This window comes from Micromonospora sp. DSM 45708 (assembly GCF_039566955.1).
Classification (GTDB): domain Bacteria; phylum Actinomycetota; class Actinomycetes; order Mycobacteriales; family Micromonosporaceae; genus Micromonospora.
The window spans coordinates 1,202,542-1,221,878 of record NZ_CP154796.1; the positions used below are offsets into that span (position 1 = coordinate 1,202,542).

At 75.2% G+C, this 19,337-nt stretch carries 13 protein-coding genes; 8 read left to right on the forward strand and 5 right to left on the reverse strand.

The window, feature by feature from the left end; translation table 11 throughout:
* Position 1: 1 nt before the first annotated feature.
* From VKK44_RS05855 to mptB (VKK44_RS05870), 4 genes are all read left to right on the forward strand, one after another.
* A complete protein-coding gene (locus VKK44_RS05855; RefSeq protein WP_343445813.1) occupies positions 2–3,028 on the forward strand; it encodes a bifunctional [glutamine synthetase] adenylyltransferase/[glutamine synthetase]-adenylyl-L-tyrosine phosphorylase in 3,027 nt (1,008 codons plus the stop codon).
* Positions 3,029–3,152: 124 nt separating this feature from the next.
* Positions 3,153–4,670, forward strand: coding sequence for a hypothetical protein (locus VKK44_RS05860; protein ID WP_458351656.1), 1,518 nt, complete (start codon positions 3,153–3,155; stop codon positions 4,668–4,670).
* Positions 4,671–4,772: 102 nt separating this feature from the next.
* Positions 4,773–6,176: a polyprenol phosphomannose-dependent alpha 1,6 mannosyltransferase MptB gene (gene mptB, locus VKK44_RS05865; RefSeq protein WP_343445815.1), complete on the forward strand. Its 1,404-nt coding sequence runs from the start codon at positions 4,773–4,775 to the stop codon at positions 6,174–6,176.
* Between the two features lie 11 nt (positions 6,177–6,187).
* Positions 6,188–7,660 (forward strand): polyprenol phosphomannose-dependent alpha 1,6 mannosyltransferase MptB, encoded by a 1,473-nt coding sequence (gene mptB / locus VKK44_RS05870; protein ID WP_343445816.1) that lies wholly within the window; start codon positions 6,188–6,190, stop codon positions 7,658–7,660.
* Positions 7,661–7,732: 72 nt separating this feature from the next.
* Here the strand turns inward: mptB (VKK44_RS05870) and glnA are convergent, their stop codons facing one another.
* Positions 7,733–9,157, reverse strand: coding sequence for a type I glutamate--ammonia ligase (gene glnA, locus VKK44_RS05875; RefSeq protein ID WP_343445817.1), 1,425 nt, complete (start codon positions 9,155–9,157; stop codon positions 7,733–7,735).
* Positions 9,158–9,349: 192 nt separating this feature from the next.
* On the opposite strand from glnA, the gene VKK44_RS05880 reads away from it, so the two are divergent.
* Positions 9,350–9,751: an RDD family protein gene (locus VKK44_RS05880; protein ID WP_458351607.1), complete on the forward strand. Its 402-nt coding sequence runs from the start codon at positions 9,350–9,352 to the stop codon at positions 9,749–9,751.
* Positions 9,752–9,811: 60 nt separating this feature from the next.
* Here VKK44_RS05880 and VKK44_RS05885 read toward each other — a convergent pair whose 3' ends face one another.
* On the reverse strand, positions 9,812–10,501 hold the full coding sequence (locus tag VKK44_RS05885) for a DUF4191 domain-containing protein (protein WP_343445818.1): 690 nt from the start codon (positions 10,499–10,501) through the stop codon (positions 9,812–9,814).
* 217 nt (positions 10,502–10,718) lie between these two features.
* Between VKK44_RS05885 and VKK44_RS05890 the strand changes: the two genes are divergently transcribed.
* On the forward strand, positions 10,719–10,889 hold the full coding sequence (locus VKK44_RS05890) for a hypothetical protein (RefSeq protein ID WP_343445819.1): 171 nt from the start codon (positions 10,719–10,721) through the stop codon (positions 10,887–10,889).
* Positions 10,890–11,026: 137 nt separating this feature from the next.
* Positions 11,027–14,065: a helix-turn-helix transcriptional regulator gene (locus VKK44_RS05895; protein ID WP_458351608.1), complete on the forward strand. Its 3,039-nt coding sequence runs from the start codon at positions 11,027–11,029 to the stop codon at positions 14,063–14,065.
* A 52-nt stretch (positions 14,066–14,117) separates the two neighbouring features.
* Here VKK44_RS05895 and VKK44_RS05900 read toward each other — a convergent pair whose 3' ends face one another.
* The gene (locus VKK44_RS05900; protein ID WP_343445821.1) at positions 14,118–15,767 is read right to left on the reverse strand and encodes a DUF423 domain-containing protein; all 1,650 of its coding nucleotides are present in this window, start codon (positions 15,765–15,767) and stop codon (positions 14,118–14,120) included.
* Between the two features lie 60 nt (positions 15,768–15,827).
* On the reverse strand, positions 15,828–16,874 hold the full coding sequence (gene lipA / locus VKK44_RS05905) for a lipoyl synthase (RefSeq protein WP_343445822.1): 1,047 nt from the start codon (positions 16,872–16,874) through the stop codon (positions 15,828–15,830).
* Between the two features lie 381 nt (positions 16,875–17,255).
* Between lipA and aspS the strand changes: the two genes are divergently transcribed.
* The gene (gene aspS, locus VKK44_RS05910; protein WP_343447687.1) at positions 17,256–18,542 is read left to right on the forward strand and encodes an aspartate--tRNA(Asn) ligase; all 1,287 of its coding nucleotides are present in this window, start codon (positions 17,256–17,258) and stop codon (positions 18,540–18,542) included.
* 61 nt (positions 18,543–18,603) lie between these two features.
* Here aspS and VKK44_RS05915 read toward each other — a convergent pair whose 3' ends face one another.
* Positions 18,604–19,209, reverse strand: coding sequence for a lytic polysaccharide monooxygenase auxiliary activity family 9 protein (locus VKK44_RS05915; RefSeq protein ID WP_343445823.1), 606 nt, complete (start codon positions 19,207–19,209; stop codon positions 18,604–18,606).
* Between the last annotated feature and the right edge of the window lie 128 nt (positions 19,210–19,337).

The window sequence follows — 19,337 nt, forward strand, 5'->3', positions numbered from 1 at the left end:
GGTGACCCGGCCGGCCCGCGGGCGCCTGGCCCGCTACGGCTTCGCCGAGGGCGACACCGGTCCACGCGCCGCCGACCTGCTCGGCCCGGACGGGCTCGGCCTGTGGCGGCCGGACACCCAGGAACCGGCCGACGACCAGGCCGCCGAGCTGCTCACCGCGCTCTCCCGGGCCGCCGACCCGGACCTGGCGCTGCGCCAGCTCCACCGGCTCGTCGAGGCGGAACGGCAGCACGGCGACGAGACCGCCGTACGCGACGCGCTCGCCGCCGACCCCGGCCTGCGCCGCCGGCTGGTCGCGGTGCTCGGCGCCTCCTCGGCGCTCGGCGACCACCTGGTCGCCAACCCCGGGCAGTGGGCGGTGCTGGCCACCGAGCCGGACGGGCTCGCCCCGACCGCCGACGGCCGGCTCGACCTGACCGTCGCCGCCAAGCTGACCACGCTCACCGGCGGGGTCCCGCTGCTGCGGCAGGCGTACCGGTTGGCGTTGCTGCGGATCGCGGCGGCCGACCTGACCGGCGGGCGCGGCCTGGAGCAGACCATGGCCGCGCTGTCCGGCCTGGCCGACGCCACGCTGGCCGCCGCCTACGACATCGCTGTCGACGAGCTGCCCGAGGGCACGGCCCCGCCCCGGCTCGCGGTGGTCGCGATGGGCAAGTGCGGGGGCGACGAGCTGAACTACGTCTCCGACGTCGACGTCATCTTCGTCGCCGCCGGTGACGACGACCTGACCGCCGCCACCCAGGTCGCCACCCGGCTGATCGGCATCTGCGGGCTGGTCGCGTGGCCGGTCGACGCAGCGCTGCGCCCGGAGGGCAACCGGGGTCCGCTGGTCCGCACGCTCGCCAGTCACCTGGCCTACTACAAGCGCTGGGCCCGCACCTGGGAGTTCCAGGCGCTGCTCAAGGCCCGCCCGGCGGCCGGTGACCTGGCGCTGGCCCGGGAGTGGGTCGCGGCGCTCGCCCCGTTGGTCTGGACCGCGGCGGAGCGGCCGGAGGCGGTCGAGGACGTCCGGTCCATGCGCCGCAAGATCCTCGATAACGTGCCGCCGAAGGAGCTGGAACGCGAGATCAAGCGCGGTCCGGGCGGGCTGCGCGACATCGAGTTCGCCGTCCAACTGCTCCAACTCGTGCACGGTCGCGGCGACGAGTCGCTGCGCGTGCCGGGCACCGTGCCGGCGCTGCGTGCCCTGGTCGCCGGCGGCTACGTCGGCCGCGCCGACGGCGAGGCACTGCTGCGCGGTTACCGCTTCCTGCGCGCCGTCGAGCACCGGCTCCAGCTCCAGGGGCTGCGCCGCACGCACACCGTGCCGACCGAGCCGGCGGCGCTGCGCTGGCTCGCCGCCGCGCTCGGCTACGCGGCCACCCCGGGCCGCAGCGCCGTCGAGGAGTTCCGCGCCGAGTGGATCACCCACGCCACCGAGGTACGCCGGCTGCACGCCAAACTGCTCTACCGGCCGCTGCTGGAGTCGGTGGCCCGGGTACCGGCCGAAGGGCTGCGGCTCACCCCGCAGGCGGCCCGGCACCGGTTGGAGGTGCTCGGCTTCGCCGACCCGGCCGGTGCGCTGCGGCACCTCCAGGCGCTCACCGGCGGCGTCAGCCGCACCGCCGCCATCCAGCGCACGCTGCTGCCGGTGCTGCTCGACGAGTTCGCCGACGCCCCGGAGCCGGACCGCGGCCTGCTCAACTACCGGCAGGTCTCCGACAAGCTCGGCAGCACCCCGTGGTACCTCCGCCTGCTGCGCGACTCCGGCCCGGTGGCGCGCCGGCTGGCCCGGGTGCTCTCCTCCTCCCGGTACGCCGCCGATCTGCTGGCCCGCGAGCCGGAGGCGCTGCGGCTGCTGGCCGAGGACAGCGAACTGACCCCGCGACCCCGGGAGACGCTTGTCGAGGGCTTCGTGGCCGCGGCGGCCCGGCACGACGACCCGGTCGAGGCCACCCGCGCGGTCCGCGCGCTACGCCGCCGAGAGCTGGTCCGGATCGCCGCCGCCGACGTGCTCAGCCGGGCCGGGTCGCTCGCCCCGCTCACCCCACGCCCGGCGGGCGGCGGGGAACGCCGGCCCACGGTGGTGGACGTCAGCGCGGTCGGCACCGCGCTCTCCCACGTCACCGACGCGACGCTGGCCGCCGCACTGCGCGCCGCCCGGGTCGCCCAACCCGGGCCGCCGGGCCTGCGTTTCGCCGTGATCGGCATGGGCCGGCTCGGCGGGTACGAGTCCAACTATCTGTCCGACGCCGACGTGCTGTTCGTCTACGACCCGCCAGCCGGGGCGGACGAGAGCGCGGCCGGCGCGGCCAGCGCCGCCGCGCACGCCGTCGCCGAGGAGCTGCGTCGGCTGCTCTCCGCGCCGGCGCCCGACCCGCCGCTCGGCGTCGACGCCGACCTGCGCCCCGAGGGCCGGCAGGGCCCGCTGGTCCGCAGCCTGGCCGCGTACGCCCAGTACTACGCGCGCTGGTCGAAGGTGTGGGAGGCGCAGGCGCTGCTGCGGGCCCGGTTCGTCTGCGGCGACGCCGACCTGGGCGCCGAGTTCGAGGCGATGATCGAGCCGGTGCGCTACCCGGCCGACGGGCTGAGCCGCGAGCAGGTGGTGGAGATCCGCCGGATCAAGGCGCGGGTGGAGACCGAGCGGCTGCCCCGCGGCGCCGACCCGGCCACCCACACCAAGCTGGGCCGGGGCGGGCTCGCCGACGTCGAGTGGGCCGTGCAACTGCTCCAGCTCCGGTACGCCGGCCGGCTGCCCGCGCTGCGCGGCACCCGTACCCTCGACGTCCTGGCCGCCGCCCGCGACGCCGGTGTGCTCGACGGCGAGGACGCGGCCGAGCTGGCCGCCGGCTGGACGCTCGCCGCCCAGGTCCGCGACGCGCTGATGCTGGTGCGCGGCCGGTCCGGTGACCAACTGCCCCGGCACGGGGTGGAGTTGGCCGGCGTGGTGCGCCTGCTCGGCCACGAGGACCCGGGCGAATTCCTCGACGGCTACCTGCGCACCGCCCGGCACGCCCGGTCCGCGATGGAGCGGGTCCTTGATGCCTGACACGCTGGACCGGCCGACGCGGGCCGGGACCGCCCGGCGGGCCGGCCGCCTCCCGGTGCCCGGCTGGTTGCCGGCCGTCGCGACGGCGCTGCTGCTGTCGGTGGCGTTCCTGCTCGCCCCGCCCATGGGCACCGACCTGGCCGCGCAGGTCGCCCGCGCCGACTTCGTCGCCCGGCACGGCGGCACGCCTGTCGACCTCGGTTGGTACGGCGGGGTGAACCAGTACGGCTACAGCCTGTTCACCGCCCGGCTGGGTGCGTGGCTCGGGGTGCGGCCCCTGGGCGCGTCGGCAGCCGTGTTCGGCGCGGCGGCCCTGGGCTGGCTGTTCGTCCGGCACCGGGCACGCCGGCCGGTGCTGGCCGGGGTGCTCGGCGCGGTGGTGCTGGTCGGCAACCTGGCCAGCGGCCGGATCACCTTCGCCGTCGGCCTCACGTTCGGGCTGCTCGCGCTCTGCGCGGTCGGTGCCGAGCGGCCCACCCGGTGGGCCCGCCTGGTCCTGGCCGCTCTGCTCGCCGCCGCCGCCACCTGGGCCAGCCCGGTCGCCGGGCTCTTCACCGGACTGGCCGGCGCGGCGCTGCTGCTGGCCGCGCTACGCCGGGGTGAGGGGCCGGGCCGGCCGCTGGTCGGCGGCTGGCGGGCCGACCGCCCGCTGGCCGAGAGCCTGGTGCTCTGCCTCGCGCCGGCGCTCGCGCTCGCGCCGATGGCGGTGCTGTTCGGCAACGGCGGGACCCAGCCCTATTCGGCCGAGTCGATGCGGGTCAACGTGGCGCTGGCGGTGCTGGTGTTCGCCGTGGTGCCGGGGAGACGCCGCGCGGTGCGGATCGGCGCAGTGCTTGCCGTGCTGCTGCTGGTCGGCGCCTACTACCTGCCCAGCCCGGTCGGCTCCAACGCGCTGCGACTGCCGATGCTGTTCACGCTGCCGCTACTGGCCGGGTACGCCCCCCTGCCCGGCCGGTGGCTGGCCGGCCTGCTCGCCGCCACGGTCTGGTGGCAGAACCCGGTCATGGTCAGCGACGTGACCCGCGCCGGCTCGCCGGAGAGCGCCGCCGCGTTCCACCGCCCGCTCAGCGAGGAGTTGAACAGGCGGCAGCCGGTGGGCCGGGTCGAGGTGGTGCCGCTGCGTGACCACTGGGAGTCGGCGTATCTGCCGGCGACCGTACCGCTGGCGCGTGGGTGGGAACGGCAGGTCGACACCGACCGCAACGCCCTCTTCTACTCCGCCGGCCTGACCTCGAACTCGTACGCGGAGTGGCTGCGGCGCAACGCGGTCCAGTACGTCGCGGTCGCGCCCGACGCGCCGCCGGACCGGTGGGGGCGGGACGAGGCCGAACTGGTGCTCGCCGGTCAGCCCTACCTGCGCGAGGTCTGGCGTGACGCGAACTGGCGGCTGTACGCGGTGTCCGACCCGACCCCGTTGGTGGGTGCTCCGGGCGCGTTGGTGGCCGCCGACCAGGCCCGGGTGCGGTTCTCCGCGGACCGCGTCGGCGACGTTCCGGTCCGCATCCGATGGTCGCGCTGGCTTTCCCTTGCCGGGCCCGGCGGTTGCCTGCGGCCGGGGCCGGACGGGTGGACAGCCGTCCAGGTACGCGTCCCCGGTGACTTTTCGGTCTTCAGCGGTGTCCCGGCGAGGAACCACTGCTGACGGCGCGAGCACGGGGCCTCGGCGACGCCCCCGCGTCCGGTGCGGTCGCCGTGGTCGATCCTGGCGGCGGCCGGGCCCGGCGGGGCTGGCAGCATGGCGGGCGTGTCTCACCATCTGTCACGCTGGACCGGCCTGGCCGGCGCTCTCCTGCTCGCGCTGGCCGCCCTGCTCGGGGGCGCCCGGACCGATTCTTCGTTGCGGACGAACCCGGTGAAGATATGGCAGGGACCGCACGGCCCGTTGGTCGTCCTGGCCTGGCTGGTGGGCACCGCGCTGCTGGCCTGGGCCTGGTGGTCGCTACGCGACCGGGTGCCGTCCGTGCGGTGGGCTCTGGTCACCGCCGCGCTGTGGCTGACGCCTCTGTTGCTCGCGCCCCCCTTCGGTAGCCGGGACGTCTACGCGTACGCGTGCCAGGGAGCCAGTTTCGCGGCCGGGATCAGCCCGTACGAGCAGGGTGTCTCGGCCCTGCCGTGCCCGTGGTTGGACACCGTCTCCTACATCTGGCGGGACAGCCCGGCCCCCTACGGTCCGCTCTTCGTCGTCATCGCGGGTGCGGTGGTGGGGGCCACCGGCTCGCTGACCGCCAGCATCGTGTTGTTCCGGCTGCTCGCACTGGTCGGGGTGGCGCTGACGGCGTACGCGGTGCCGGTGCTGGCCCGCCGCTGCGGCGTACCGGCCGAGCGGGCGGTGTGGCTGGTGCTGGCCTGCCCGTTGGTTGCCGTGCACCTGATCGGCGGTCCGCACAACGACGCGCTGATGGTCGGCACGCTGGTCGCCGGTCTGGCGGTGGTGGCGTCCCGGCCGGGTCGTCCCGGCCCGTTGCTCGCCGGCGGGGTACTGCTGGGCATCGCCGTGGCCATCAAGGTGACCGCGCTGGTCGTCGTGCCGTTCGCCGCGCTGGTGGCGATGGCCGGGCCGTACCGGATCCGGACGCTGCTGCGCGACGGCGGGTGGGTGGTCGGCGGCGCGGTGGCCACTGTCGTCGGCGTGACGGTCGCCGGTGGCCTGGACTTCGGCTGGGTCGGCGGACTGTCGCAGGGCGGCGTCGCGGTCGCCTGGACCTCACCGCCGACTGCGGTGGGACAGACCGTCGGGTACGTCATGGCACCGTTTGGTGTCCACGTCGACGCGCTCCCGGTGACCCGGGGGATCGCCGTGGTGCTCCTGGCCGTGCTGCTGGTCTGGCTCTGGTGGCGGGCCCGCACCCGTGACCCGCTGTACCACGCAGGCCTGGCGCTGGCCCTGACGGTGGCTCTCTCGCCGGTGGTCCACCCCTGGTACTGGACCTGGCCGCTGGCCGTGCTCGCGGCGACCGCTCCGGGGCGGCAGAAGTGGTATCTCGTGGTCGCGCTGGTGGCGTCGTTCCTCATCCTGCCCGACGGCACAGGCCTGCCGCGCTACACCAAGATGCCCGGGGCGCCGTTGATGACGCTGTTGGTGATCGTGGTGGCGGTTCGGTTGGTACGGTCGGCTCGGAAGGGGCGGCAGCCGGTTCCCGTGGAGTGAGGAGTGTGCCGGTGAGCGAGCCCGACGCGCCGGTCCGGCCGGTCGCCGCCGCGCTCGCCCGGTACGCCGGTCTCGTCGGCGTGGTGCTGCTCACCGCCGCCGGCTGGCTGGGCGGGGCGCTGCCGGCCGCGCCACCGCGTACCACGCTCGCCGGTCTCTGGCAGGCCCCGCACGGGCCGGTGACGCTCGGCTGCTGGCTGGTGGGGACCGTGCTGCTGGTCGGCGCCTGGTGGTCGCTGCGCTGGGGCGCCCCGTCGGGCCGGTGGGCGTACCTGACGGCCGGGCTCTGGGCGCTGCCGCTGCTGGCCGCGCCGCCGCTGGGCAGCCGCGACGTCTACTCGTACGCCTGCCAGGGCTGGACCTGGACGCAGGGGGTCAGCCCGTACCGGGTGGGGGTGGCGGCGGCCGGCTGCCCGTGGACCGATTCGGTGTCGCCGATCTGGCGGGACACCCCGGCGCCGTACGGGCCGTTCTTCGTGCTGCTGGCCGGGCTGGCGGTGCTCGCCGGCGGTGGTCTGGTCGGGACGATCGTGCTGCTGCGGCTGGTCGCGGTGGCCGGGGTGCTGCTGGTCGCCGCCGCCCTGCCCGGCCTGGCCCGGGCCGCCGGGGTGCCGGCCCGCCGCGCGGCCTGGCTGGTGCTGGCCTGCCCGCTGGTCGGGGTGCACCTGGTGGCGGGCGCGCACAACGACGCGCTCGCGCTCGGGCTGGTCCTGCTCGGGCTGCTGGTGCTCGTCCGCCGGCCGGGCACGCCGCGCGGGCTGGTGGTGGCCGGGGTGCTGCTGGGCCTGGCGGTCGCGGTGAAGGCGGTCGCCGTGGTGGTGCTGCCGTTCGCGGCGCTCGCCGCGGTGTCCGGCCGGCACACGTGGCGGGCGCTGCTGCGTGACGGTGGCCGGCTGGCCGCGGCGGTGCTCGGCACGCTGCTGGTCCTCTCGCTCGCCACCGGCCTCGGGTTGGGCTGGGTGGACGGGCTCGGCCGCAGCGGCGACTCGCAGCAGTGGACCTCGCCGCCGACCGCTGTCGGTTTCGTGATCGACTACGCCGGCGAGCTGGTCGGGCGGGACCCGCACGCCGTGCCGGTGACCCGGGTGGTCGGGCTGGTGCTGCTGGTCGGGCTGCTGATGGCGCTCTGGTGGCGGGCGTGGACGGCGTCGCGTCGGCGCGGCGACGACCGGCAGCGGGTGGCCCGGGTGGTGCTGTTCGGCGCCGGGCTGGCGCTGGCCGCCACCGTGGCGCTCGCCCCGGTCTTCCACCCCTGGTACGCGACCTGGCCGCTGGCCCTGCTCGCGGTGGCGGTGGTGTCGCCGGCCCGGACCGTCTGGTTCGTGGCGCCCTGCGCGGCGGCGTCGGTGCTCGCGCTGCCTGACGGCACGAACCTGGCCCGGTTCACCAAGGCGCCCGGCGCGGTGCTGATGACGGCGCTGGTGGTGGTCGTTGTGGCGGCCGGCGTCCGGGCCGGGCTGCGCCACCGGCACGCGCCGCGCTGACCGGGCCGGAATGGAACGGCCGGGCCGGCCCCGCGAAGGCGGAGCCGGCCCGGCCGGTGCTGACGAGCGTGCTCAGCAGTCGAAGTACATCGCGAACTCGTGCGGGGTCGGGCGCAGGCGCACCGGGTCGACCTCGTTGGCCCGCTTCCAGTCGATCCAGGTGGAGATCAGGTCCGGCGTGAAGACGCCGCCGTCGAGCAGGTAGTCGTGGTCGGCCTCGAGCGAGTCGAGCACGGCCGGCAGCGAGCCGGGGACCTGCTTGACGTCGCCCCACTCCTCCGGGGGGAGGTCGTAGAGGTCCTTGTCGATGGGGGCCGGGGGTTCGATCTTGCTCTTGATGCCGTCGAGGCCGGCCATCATCATCGCGGAGAAGGCGAGGTAGACGTTGGCCGAGGGGTCGGGGACGCGGAACTCGACGCGCTTGGCCTTGGGGTTGCTGCCGGTGACCGGGATGCGGGTGCAGGCGGAGCGGTTGCGCTGGGAGTAGACCAGGTTGACCGGCGCCTCGAACCCGGGCACCAGGCGCCGGTACGAGTTGACCGTCGGGTTGGTGAAGGCCAGCAGCGACGGGGCGTGGTGCAGCAGGCCGCCGATGTACCAGCGGGCGGTGTCGGACAGGCCGGCGTAGCCGGTCTCGTCGTAGAACAGCGGCTCGCCGCCCCGCCAGAGGCTCTGGTGGGTGTGCATGCCGGAACCGTTGTCACCGAACAGCGGCTTGGGCATGAACGTGGCGGTCTTGCCGTTGGCCCACGCCTCGTTCTTCACGATGTACTTGAAGAGCTGGAGCTGGTCGGCGGCGTGCAGCAGCGTCGAGAACCGGTAGTTGATCTCGGACTGACCGGCGGTGCCGACCTCGTGGTGCGAGCGCTCCACGGTGAAGCCGCTGTCCACGAGCCGACGCACGATCGAGTCGCGCAGGTCGGCGTAGTGGTCGACCGGGGGGACGGGGAAGTAGCCGCCCTTGTAGGCGGTCTTGTAGCCGCGGTTGCCGCCGTCTTCGACGCGGCCGGTGTTCCAGGCGCCCTCGATCGAGTCGATGTAGTAGAACGACTGGTGGGCGGAGGTTTCGTGGCGGATGGAGTCGAAGATGTAGAACTCGGCTTCGGCGCCGAAGTAGGCGGTGTCGGCGATGCCGCTGGCGGCGAGGTAGGCCTCGGCCTTCTTGGCGACGTTGCGGGGGTCGCGGGAGTAGGCCTCGCGGGTGAACGGGTCGTGGACGAAGAAGTTCAGCGCGAGGGTCTTCTGGGCGCGGAACGGGTCGATGAACGCGGTGGCGACGTCGGGGAGCAGGAGCATGTCCGACTCGTGGATCGACTGGAAGCCGCGGATCGACGAGCCGTCGAACGCGAGGCCGTCGGTGAAGACGCTGTCGTCGAAGGACTCGACCGGCAGGTTGAAGTGCTGCATCACGCCGGGCAGGTCACAGAAACGTACGTCGACGAACTTCACGTCCTCGTTGCTGAGGTATCGCAGGAGTTCCTCGGAATTGGCGAACACACGTCCTCCTGGCAGGTCCACTCCGGTGGCTGACTCTTGGCGACGCTATGGCCGGGGGGTTGCCCGGCCGTGTCTCCTCTGTTTCCGCCGTGTTACGTCGCTAGCGGAGCGTCATCGCCCGCGCGTTCTGCCCGACTTTGGCGGCCTTGTCGGATTTTTCGGTGGGCGTCGAGACGGCGCTACCCTGGCCGCGTGACCGATACCGCCGCCGCACCGGTGCCACCCGCCACCGATCCCGCCTTCACGCCACCCAGCCTCGGCCGCCGGTTCGGCGCGCTGATCATCGACTGGGTGCTCTGCCTGCTGGTCGCCCGGTCCTTCGCCGACCCGGTCCGCGACGGGTGGCCGCCGGTCCTGGTGCTGATCCTGGAGTACGGCTTCTTCCTCGGCCTCTTCGCCCAGACCCCCGGCATGTACCTGACCCGGCTGCGCTGCGTCGCCTGGGCCGACGGCGGCCGGATCGGGCTGGTCCGCGCGCTGCTGCGCGGCCTCCTGCTGTCCCTCGTCGTGCCGGCCCTGATCATGGATCAGCACCGGCGTGGCCTGCACGACCGGCTCACCGGCGCGGTCGTCACCGACGCGCCACGCCGCTGACCCGTAACGGAAAGGAGCCGGCCCCGCGCGGGGCCGGCTCCTCGACGCGTACGCCGGGACTCAGCGACCCCGGGTCTGCCGAAACGCGCCGCGCGCCGGTCGCATGTTCTTCGGGACCGCGCCCTTGGGCATCTGCGGCCGGGCGGTCAGCGCCTTGAGCCGCTTGTCGAGCGCGTTGACGTCCTTCGGCGAGAGGGACCGGGGCAGCCGCATCAGCGTCATCCGCAGCTTGCGGACCGGCAGCTCGCCCTCGCCCTGACCGATCACGTAGTCGTGCAGCGGGGCCGAGCCGATCACCTTGGCCAGCCGGCGCTTCTCCTGGCCGAGCAGGCCCCGGACGCGCTGCGCGTTCCCCTCGGCCAGCAGGATCACGCCGGCACGACCCACCACCAGGTGAACCATGTCCATCTGCGTCGTGGAGCTGACCGCCGGGGTGACCCGCCAGTCACCGCGCATGCTCTCCATGATCTGCGCCGCCGCACCGGGCTGCCCCTCGGCGGCGTTCATCATCGCCTTGTTGGAGCGCAGGTTGAGCACGATCAGCACGGCGAGCAGGGTGAGCAGGATGCCGATCGGCAGGAAGAGCCAGCCCCAGGCGAGCACCGCGACCACGGTGAGCGCGAGCGGGATCAGCACCGCCGCAGCGGTCAGCGGCGCGAACCACTTGTCCTGCTTGGCGGTGAACTTGAACACCATCCCGATCTGCTTCAGCCGCTGGCCGAACGAGACCTTCTCCTGGGGCTTTGCCATGCCACCGAGTCTAGTGGTCGGCGCTCGGCCGGTTGATCCGTGGCCACCCGTTCCGCGCAGGGCTGAGTACCTTACGACCGCGCCGGGCCGGGCCGGCGGCGGGTAAGGAGGCGGAACGGGGCGAAGATCGGGCGGCGTACCCATGCGCCGGGGGCACCTTCGCGCGGACAGTCGACCTCGACGGAGCACGACCACCGCACGACAGGGGAGCACCGAGATGTTCGGCAACGACGCAGAGTTCCTGCTCAGCATCCACCGCAGCCACGCCTCCGAGCTACAGGCCGACGCGGCCAACGACCGGATCGCCCGGTCGCTGCCCCGCCGGCATCCGCACGGCTGGCTCGGCCGCCGCCAGCACACCGCCCGCACCACCGACGCCCGCCGGTGACCGCCCGGCCGGTCACCCGGCCGGACGTCGCCGGGTTCCCGGGGCCGGCAGTCGCCGGTCCGGCCGTCACGGGGGCGGCCGGACCGGCGGCTCCCGACGGCCCGGTCGGGCCGGCCGGGGCGTCAGGCCGCCGTGGCATGCTCGACGGCGTGACCGTACGCGCCGCCAGCACCGTGCTCGTCGGCCGGCAGCCCGAGCTGGCCGTGCTGCGCGAGGCGCTGGCCCGGGCCGGGGGCGGCGACCCGACCACGGTCCTGGTCGGCGGCGAGGCCGGCGTCGGCAAGACCCGACTGCTGGAGGAGTTCGGCGGCCACGTCACGGCGGCCGGGGCGCGGCTGCTGGTCGGCCAGTGCCTGGAGCTGGGCGAGGCCGGCCTGCCGTTCGCCCCGTTCGCGGCCACGCTGCGCGACGTGCTGCGCAACGACGGCCCGGCCGCGTTCGCCGGCTACGAGGCGGAGTTCGCCCGGCTGCTGCCCGAGCTGGCCCGGATGCCGGCCGGTGCCGCCGTGCCCGCCGGGCCGGCGCTCGCCGACACCCCCCGCGGCTACCTGTTCGACCTGGTCGCCGACCTGTTCCGGCGGCTCGCCGAGGAACGCCCGCTGGTGCTGGTGATCGAGGACCTGCACTGGGCCGACCGGTCCACCCGGGACCTGATCGGCTTCCTGGTGCGGGCCGCCCGGGCCACCCGCCTGCTCGTCGTCTGCACCTACCGCACCGACGAGCTGCACCGCGGCCACCCGCTGCGGCCCTTCCTCGCCGAGCTGGACCGGGTCCGTGGCGTCGACCGCGTCGAGCTGGGCCGGCTCGACCGCGACGGCACCGCCGCCGTGCTCGCCGACCTGCTCGGCGCCGAGCCGACCGCCCGCGTCGTCGACGACGTGCACGAACGCACCCAGGGCAACCCGTTCTTCATCGAGGAGCTGGCCGCGGCCGGCAGCCCGGTCGGCTGCGCCGTGCTCCCCGAGACGTTGCGCGACCTGCTGCTGGCCCGGGTGGACCGGCTGCCCGAGCCGGCCCAGCGGGTGCTGCGGATCGCCGCCGCCGGCGGCACCCGCTTCGCCCACCGGCTGCTCGCCGAGGTGGCCGGGCTGCCCGAGGCCGAGCTGGAGGACGCGCTGCGCGCCGCCGTCGCCGGGCAGCTCGTGGTCGCCGACCCGGAGGGCGACTACGAGTTCCGGCACGCGCTGGTCCGCGAGGCGGTGCACGACGACCTGCTCCCCGGCGAGCATGCCCGGCTGCACGCCCGCTACGCCGCGGCGATCGAGGCGCAGCCGCACCTGGTGGCCGCCGGTCGCGCCCCGGCCGAGATCGCCCACCACTGGTACGCGGCGCACGACCACCCGCGTGCCCTCACCGCCGCCCGGGTCGCCGCCGCCGCGGCGGCCGACCGGTACGCGTACGCCGAGCAGAGCCGGCTGCTGGAACGCGTCCTCGAACTGTGGGAGCAGGTGCCCGACGCCGCCGACCGCCTCGGCATGGACCACCTGCGGGTGCTGGAGGAGACGCTCACCGCGGCGGTCACCGCCGGTGACCTGGGCCGGGCGCTCACGCTCACCCGGGCCGCGCTGGCCGAGGTCGACTCCGCCGCCGAGCCGCTGCGCGCCGCCGGCCTGCTCGATCACCGGGGCCGGCTGCTCGCGCTGCTCGGCAAGAGCGACGGGGCGGCGGAGCTGCGCGAGGCGTACCGGCTGGCGGTCGGCGCGCCCGGCGGCCCGGCCCGGTTCGGCGTGCTGGCCGACATCGCGGCGCACCTGATGAAGGTCGACCCCCGGGAGGCCGCGGCGGTCGCCGCCGAGGCGATGACGGGCGCGTCCGAGGCCGGCACCGACCTGGTGCTCCTGCCCACCCGGATCGTGGTGCGGCACCGCCTCGACGGCACCCCGGAGCGCGCCCTGGCCGAGCTGCGCCGGGTCGAGGCGCGGGCCCGCGCCGTCGGCGACTCGTGGGCGCTGGTCAGCGCGCTGGTCTTCCTCTCCGACGTGCTCTTCGAGCTGGGCCGGTACGCCGAGTCCGAGCAGGCCGCCGCGGCCGGGGTCACCGAGGCCCGCCGGGTCGGGATCAGCCGCTCGATCGGCGCCTACCTGTTGTCCAACCGCGCGGAGGCGCTGATCGCGCTGGGCCGGTGGGACGAGGCGGACGCGACCTGCGCCGAGGCGGCCCGGATCGACCCGCCGGGCGTCTCCGGGCTGCACTGGCTCCAACTGCGCGCCGGGCTCCGGCTGGCCCGGGCCCGTCCCGCCGCGGACGAACTCGTCGGGCGGGCGCTGGCGTTCCTGGGCCGGCCCTACCTCTGGCCGAACCACCGGCTGCCGCTGCACGAGCTGCGCGTCGAGGCGGCCCTGACGGCCGACGACAAGCTGGAGGCGGTACGCGCGGCCCGCGCCGCCCTGGCCGACACGCATCTGGTCGACCTGCCCCGCGAGGGCTGGCCGGTGCTCAGCGCGGCGGCCCGGGCGGCCGTGCTGGCCGGCGACCGGGGGGTGGCCGCCGAGGTGGCCACCGTGGCAGCCGTGCTGCCGACCCCTCATCCGGCGGAACGGGCGCACGCCGCCCAGGTCACCGCGCTCCTGACCGGCCTCCGTCCCGCCGAGGCGGACGCCGACCCGACCACGCCGGGCGGGACGGCGTCGGGCGGCGGCGGTCGGACGGATGAATCGGCGTCGGGCGGTGCCGGTCGGACCGGTGCGGAACCCGGCGAGGCGCTTGACGCGTGGCGGGCCGCGGTGGCGGCGTGGCGGACGGCCGGGCAGCCGTACCCGCTGGGTCGGGCGTTGCTCGGGCTGGCCGAGGTGGCCGCCGCGGCCGGCGAGCGGGACGAGGTGGCCGCCGCCGTCCGGGAGACGGTCGAGCTGGCCGCCCGCCTGGGTGCCACCCCGCTGGGCGAGCAGGCCGCGACGCTGGCCCGCCGGGTCGGGCTGCGCGGCACCGGGCGACCCGGGCCGGACCTGCTGACCAGCCGGGAGCGGGAGGTGCTGCGGCTGGTCGCGGAGGGGCACAGCAACAGCCGGATCGCCGAACGGCTCTTCATCTCCCCGAAGACGGCCAGCGTGCACGTCTCCCGGATCATCGCCAAGCTGGACGTGACCAACCGGGTGGAGGCCGCCGCGCTGGCCCACCGCCTCGGCCTGCTGGACCTGCCGTCGCCGTCCGCCCCGGCCCGGCGCCGGCCCCGGTAGGCCGGCGCGTGACCGGTAGCCGCGACCGTGTCCGTCCGGTCACCCGGCCCGCTCAGCGACGGGGCAGGTAGATCCGCCACCCGTCGACGATCACCACGTCGAGCGCGTCCGGTTCGGGGCCGAGCAGCCGATCGAGCCGCGCGGCCAGCGGCGAGCCGTCCGGGGCCACCCAGCCCGCGCCCGGGTCCGCGTCGACGGCCCGCCGGTACGCCGGCAGCCGGTCGAAGCCGGGACGCAGCCGGTCGTCGACCACGGCGCAGAGCACGTCCTCGCCGGTGGCGAACGTGAGGCGGTTGCAGGTCCAGTAGCCGCCCCGCACGTGCCGGACGCCGAGCGCGCCGAGCATGTCGACGAGCGCCCGGTGCCGGTCGGCCTCGGCGTGCACGGCGGGCGCCGCCCGGACGGTGTCCACGGTGCTGGCCACGCCGGTCCCGAGGACCCCCGCCAGCACCGCGACCGCCGCCGCTCCGACCGCCGCCGCTCCGGCGCGGTGGCGGGGCCCGGCGAGCGGGCGGGCGGCCCGCCACAGTGGCCAGAGCAGGGCGGGGACGGCCACCGCCAGGCAGGACAGGTAGCGGCTGCTCTCGATCGGCGTCCGCCCGGCCGCGTCGCTCGCCGCGTACGCCGCCAGCACCGCCGCCGCGCCGCCCAGCAGCGCCAGCCGCACCCCGGCCGACACCCGGCGGGCCGGCGGGTCGCCGGGGCGGGGACGGGCGGAGTGCCCGTGATCCGGGACGGCGGGCACGTGGCGGAGCGTGCGCCAGGCGGTGTACGCGGCGAGCAGCAGCAGGACCGGGAAGACCGGCGCCCACCAGAGCTGCCACCCGGCGCAGTGGCCGGGGGAGCAGAAGCCCATGGCCAGCGGCGGGCCGAGGACCAGCCCGCCGTGCAGCCGCTCGGCCCAGCCCGCCGCCACGTCCGAGCCGCTGGCCCGCACCACGGCGGTGAGCGGGTTGCGGCCGTGGCGCAGGCTGTCCAGCACCATCGGCGCGGCGCCCAGCAGCAGCGCGCCGGCGAGCACCGCCCCGGCGCGGCCGGCCAGCTCCCGCCGTCGCCACGCCAGCAGCAGCGCGCCGAGCGCCGCCACGTACGGCAGGATCAGCGGGTCGACCCAGAGCAGCACGCCGGCGACCAGCCCCCAGGCCGCCCAGCGGGGCAGCCGCGCGCCCGGCCCGCCGGCGCACAGCCCGACCGTGAGCAGCGCCAGCGCCGTCCCGGCCGGATTCAGCTCGGGATAGCCGCCACCGGCGATGAGCTGGTTCTTCACCACCCGGTCCGCGCCGAGCGCGAGCACGGCGACGACCAGCAGGGCGTACCAGCGGTCGCCGCCGAGCCGGCGGGTCAGCCGCCAGGACAACAGCAGGAACAGCGCGTACAGCACCAGCGTGGGCATCCGCAGCACCAGCACGGACGGCCCGGCGACCGCGACCAGCGGAGCGGCCAGGTACGCCTCCAGCGTGCCCATGTACGCCTGGCCGTAGAACCAGACCGGGAACGCGTCGCCGCGCGCGATGTGCAGGGCGGCCAGCCCCATGGTCGCCTCGTCGCTGTTGGTGGGCGGCGCGTCGGCGAGCAGCAGCGCCAGCCGGTAACCGATGCCGGCGCACCCGACCAGCAGGGCGAGCAGCGTCGGCAGCCGGGGTCGCCGGGGCGTACGCGGGCGGTCGGCCTCGCGTGGCTCCTGGCGTACCCCGGCGGTCATGCCTTTGATCATGGCATCCGGCGGGTGGCCGGCGGTGGGTGACGCGGTCGACGGCCGGCCTCAGCCGGCGACGGCGATCCCCTCGCGGGCGGCGAGCGCCTGCTGGTAGAGGCGGCCGGCCCGGTACGACGAGCGGACCAGCGGGCCGCTCATCACGCCGGCGAAGCCGATCTCCTCGGCCTCCTCGCGCAGCTCGACGAACTCCTCCGGCTTGACCCAGCGGGTGACCGGGTGGTGCCGGGGGGTGGGGCGCAGGTACTGCGTGATCGTGATCAGCTCGCAGCCGGCCTCGTGCAGGTCGCGCAGCGCCTGGGAGACCTCGGCGCGCTCCTCGCCCATGCCGAGGATGAGGTTGCTCTTGGTGACCAGGCCGGCGGCCCGCGCCTGACGGATCACGTCGAGCGAGCGCTCGTAGCGGAACGCCGGGCGGATCCGCTTGAAGATGCGCGGCACGGTCTCCACGTTGTGCGCGAGCACCTCCGGGCGCGCGCCGAAGACCTCGGCGAGCTGCTCGGGCACCGCGTTGAAGTCGGGGATGAGCAGCTCGACGCCGCAGCCGGAGCGGAGGGCGTGGATCTGCCGGACCGTCTCGGCGTAGAGCCAGGCGCCGCCGTCGGGCAGGTCGTCGCGGGCCACGCCGGTGATGGTCGCGTAGCGCAGACCCATCGCGGCGACCGACTCGGCGACCCGGCGCGGCTCGTCGGCGTCGAACTCGGCCGGCTTGCCGGTGTCGATCTGGCAGAAGTCGCAGCGCCGGGTGCACTGGTCGCCACCGATGAGGAAGGTGGCCTCCCGGTCCTCCCAGCACTCGTAGATGTTGGGGCAGCCGGCCTCCTGGCACACGGTGTGCAGACCCTCGCGGGAGACGAGCCCGCGCAGCTCGGTGTACTCCGGGCCCATCTTGGCCTTGACCTTGATCCACGGCGGTTTGCGCTCGATCGGCGTCTCGGCGTTGCGCGCCTCGATCCGCAGCATGCGGCGCCCCTCCGGCGCGATTGTCGCGGTGGGCGCTGGCTGCTGAGTCGTCGGCGCAGAATGCTCGATCGTCACAAAACCGAGCCTACGCCGGTCGGCGACGGTCGATGAAGATCGGGCGACGGCCGTCACGCCGGAAACGTTGTGACGCCGGACACGAGCGCCGGGAAAATCCACGTCACAGCGGGCGGTCGCGGTGCTAGCGTCCCGGCAGAGCTGCGACGGAGCCGAGTAGCGGACCGACCCGCCAGCCAGAGAGCCGCCGGTTGCTGCGAGGCGGTCTGGCGCCGGCCCGCGAAGACCCTCCCGAGCTGCGGGAAGAACGGCGCGCGCCCAGTAGACCCCGCCCGGCCGGCCCCGGTGAAAAGGCGACGAACGAGGCCCCCGCTCCGGCGGGGGCGAAGGTGTGGTGGCACCGCGAGGACCCGCTCGCCCGCACCTCCCGGGGCTGAGGCGATGCTTCGCCACCCCAGGGCGGCGAAGGCGTTGCGATCGATCGAGGAGCAGCCCACCGTGCAACGCATCCTGTCCACTGAACTCCCCGCCCAGGTCGGCGCGACCGTCCGGCTCGCCGGCTGGGTCCACCGCCGCCGGCTGCTCAAGTCGGTGGCCTTCCTGATCGTCCGCGACGCCACCGGGCTCGCCCAGGTGGTGGTCGCCGCGCCCGAGGTGCGCGCGCAGGTCGAGGCGCTCGGCGAGGAGACCGTCGTCGAGGTGGTCGGCACGGTGGTCGCGAACCCCGCCGCGCCCGCCGGGGTCGAGGTCGTCGAGCCGACGGTACGTCCGCTCGGCCCGCCCGCCGTGCCGCCCCCGTTCGACCTGTACCGGCCGGTGCTCACCGCGAGCCTGCCCACCCAGCTCGACCACGCGCCGACCGCGCTGCGCCATCCGACCCGGTCCGCCGCGCTGCGGATCTCGGCGGCGGCGGTGGCCGGCTTCCGGGCCACGCTCGACCGGCGGCGTTTCGTCGAGGTGCACACGCCCAAGGTGGTCGGCTCGGCCACCGAGAGCGGCGCGAACGTCTTCGCGCTGGACTGGTTCGGCCGGCCCGCCTACCTGGCCCAGTCGCCGCAGTTCTACAAACAGCTCATGGTCGGCGTCTTCGAGCGGGTGTACGAGGTGGGGCCGGTGTTCCGCGCCGAGCCGCACGACACGGTGCGCCACCTGGCCCAGTACACCTCGCTCGACGTCGAGCTGGGCTTCGTGGCCGACCACCGGGACGTGATGGCCGTGCTGCGGGACACCCTCGCCGGGATGGTGGCGGGCGTCGTGGACCGGGCCGCCGGCGCGCTGGACACGCTCGGCGTGACGGTGCCGCGGGTGCCCGCCGAGATCCCGGCGGTGCACTTCACCGACGCGCTGGAGATCGCCGGCGCGCCGGCCGACGAGCCCGACCTGGCCCCCGCGCACGAGCGGGCGCTGGGGGAGTGGGCGCGGGCCGAGCACGGCAGCGACTTCCTGTTCGTCACCGGCTATCCGATGGCGAAGCGCCCCTTCTACACCCACCCGGACCCGGCCCGCCCGGCGTACTCGAACGGATTCGACCTGCTGTTCCGGGGGGTGGAGCTGGTCACCGGCGGGCAGCGGCTGCACCGACACGCCGACTACCTGGCCGCGCTGGCGGCGCGCGGCGAGCCGGTCGAGCCGTACGCCGGTTATCTGGACGCGTTCCGGCACGGCATGCCGCCGCACGGCGGGTTCGCGATCGGGCTGGAGCGGTTCGTGGCGCGGCTGACCGGCGCGGCGAACGTCCGGGAGGTGACCGCCTTCCCGCGCGACCTGCACCGCCTCACGCCCTGACCGGTGGCGCGAACCGGCCCGGGACGGGTGCGTCCCGGGCCGGCGCGGTGCGGTACGGCGATCAGGTGAAGTTGACGTCACTGCACCACATGTACGCCTGGTCGAGGTGGGACGCCTGCCAGATGACGAACAGGATGTGGTGTCCGGTGTATCCGGAGGTGGAGACGTTGAAGCTGATGTTCTGCGACGGCGCGTACCGGCCGGTCTGCGTGATGTAGTCGAGGTTGCCCCAACCGAGCGTCTGGGTGGTCGGGTTGAACCCCTGCTTGCTGACGTAGACCTTGAAGTAGTCAGCGCCGTGGCTGGCCTGGTCGTAGAGCTGCACGGTGAAGTTGCGGCTGATGTTGGTGGTCTTCCACGCCCCGGGCCGGTTCAGGCTGTCGTTGCGGGACAGCGCGTTGCTGCAGAGCTGCCCGTCGGGCGTGCGGGCCTGGAACTGGCCGCCGAGGCCGTCGCGCAGCGCGCTCATCCAGTTCCACATGGTGTCGGCGTTGGCCTGGAATGCCTGCCAGCACATGGGGTCCTGCTGCTGCATGGCCGGGTCCGTGTGGTGGCTGCCCCAGGTCTGCCAGCACTTGTAGGCGCGGGTGGCCGGGTTGACGATCGTGCCGTGGGCCTGGGCGGCGCCGGGCACGGCCAGGATGCCGGCCAGCAGGGCGAGCGCCATGACGAGTGCGCGGACGGGGTGGCGGACGGCTGATCGCGGTCGGCCGGATCGGTGGTGGGAACGCACGGTTACGTCCTCCTTCGGCGCATAGGATAGGAGTGGGAGCGCTTCCATACCCAGCGTCGCAT

Coding starts and splice junctions, on each gene's coding strand:
- VKK44_RS05860 (WP_458351656.1), top strand. CDS start 3,153: ATGGGCACCGACCTGGCCGCGCAGGTCGCCCGCGCCGACTTCGTCGCC.
- VKK44_RS05885 (WP_343445818.1), bottom strand. CDS start 10,501: ATGGCAAAGCCCCAGGAGAAGGTCTCGTTCGGCCAGCGGCTGAAGCAG.
- VKK44_RS05890 (WP_343445819.1), top strand. CDS start 10,719: ATGTTCGGCAACGACGCAGAGTTCCTGCTCAGCATCCACCGCAGCCAC.
- VKK44_RS05895 (WP_458351608.1), top strand. CDS start 11,027: ATGCTCGACGGCGTGACCGTACGCGCCGCCAGCACCGTGCTCGTCGGC.
- VKK44_RS05900 (WP_343445821.1), bottom strand. CDS start 15,767: ATGACCGCCGGGGTACGCCAGGAGCCACGCGAGGCCGACCGCCCGCGT.
- VKK44_RS05915 (WP_343445823.1), bottom strand. CDS start 19,209: ATGGCGCTCGCCCTGCTGGCCGGCATCCTGGCCGTGCCCGGCGCCGCC.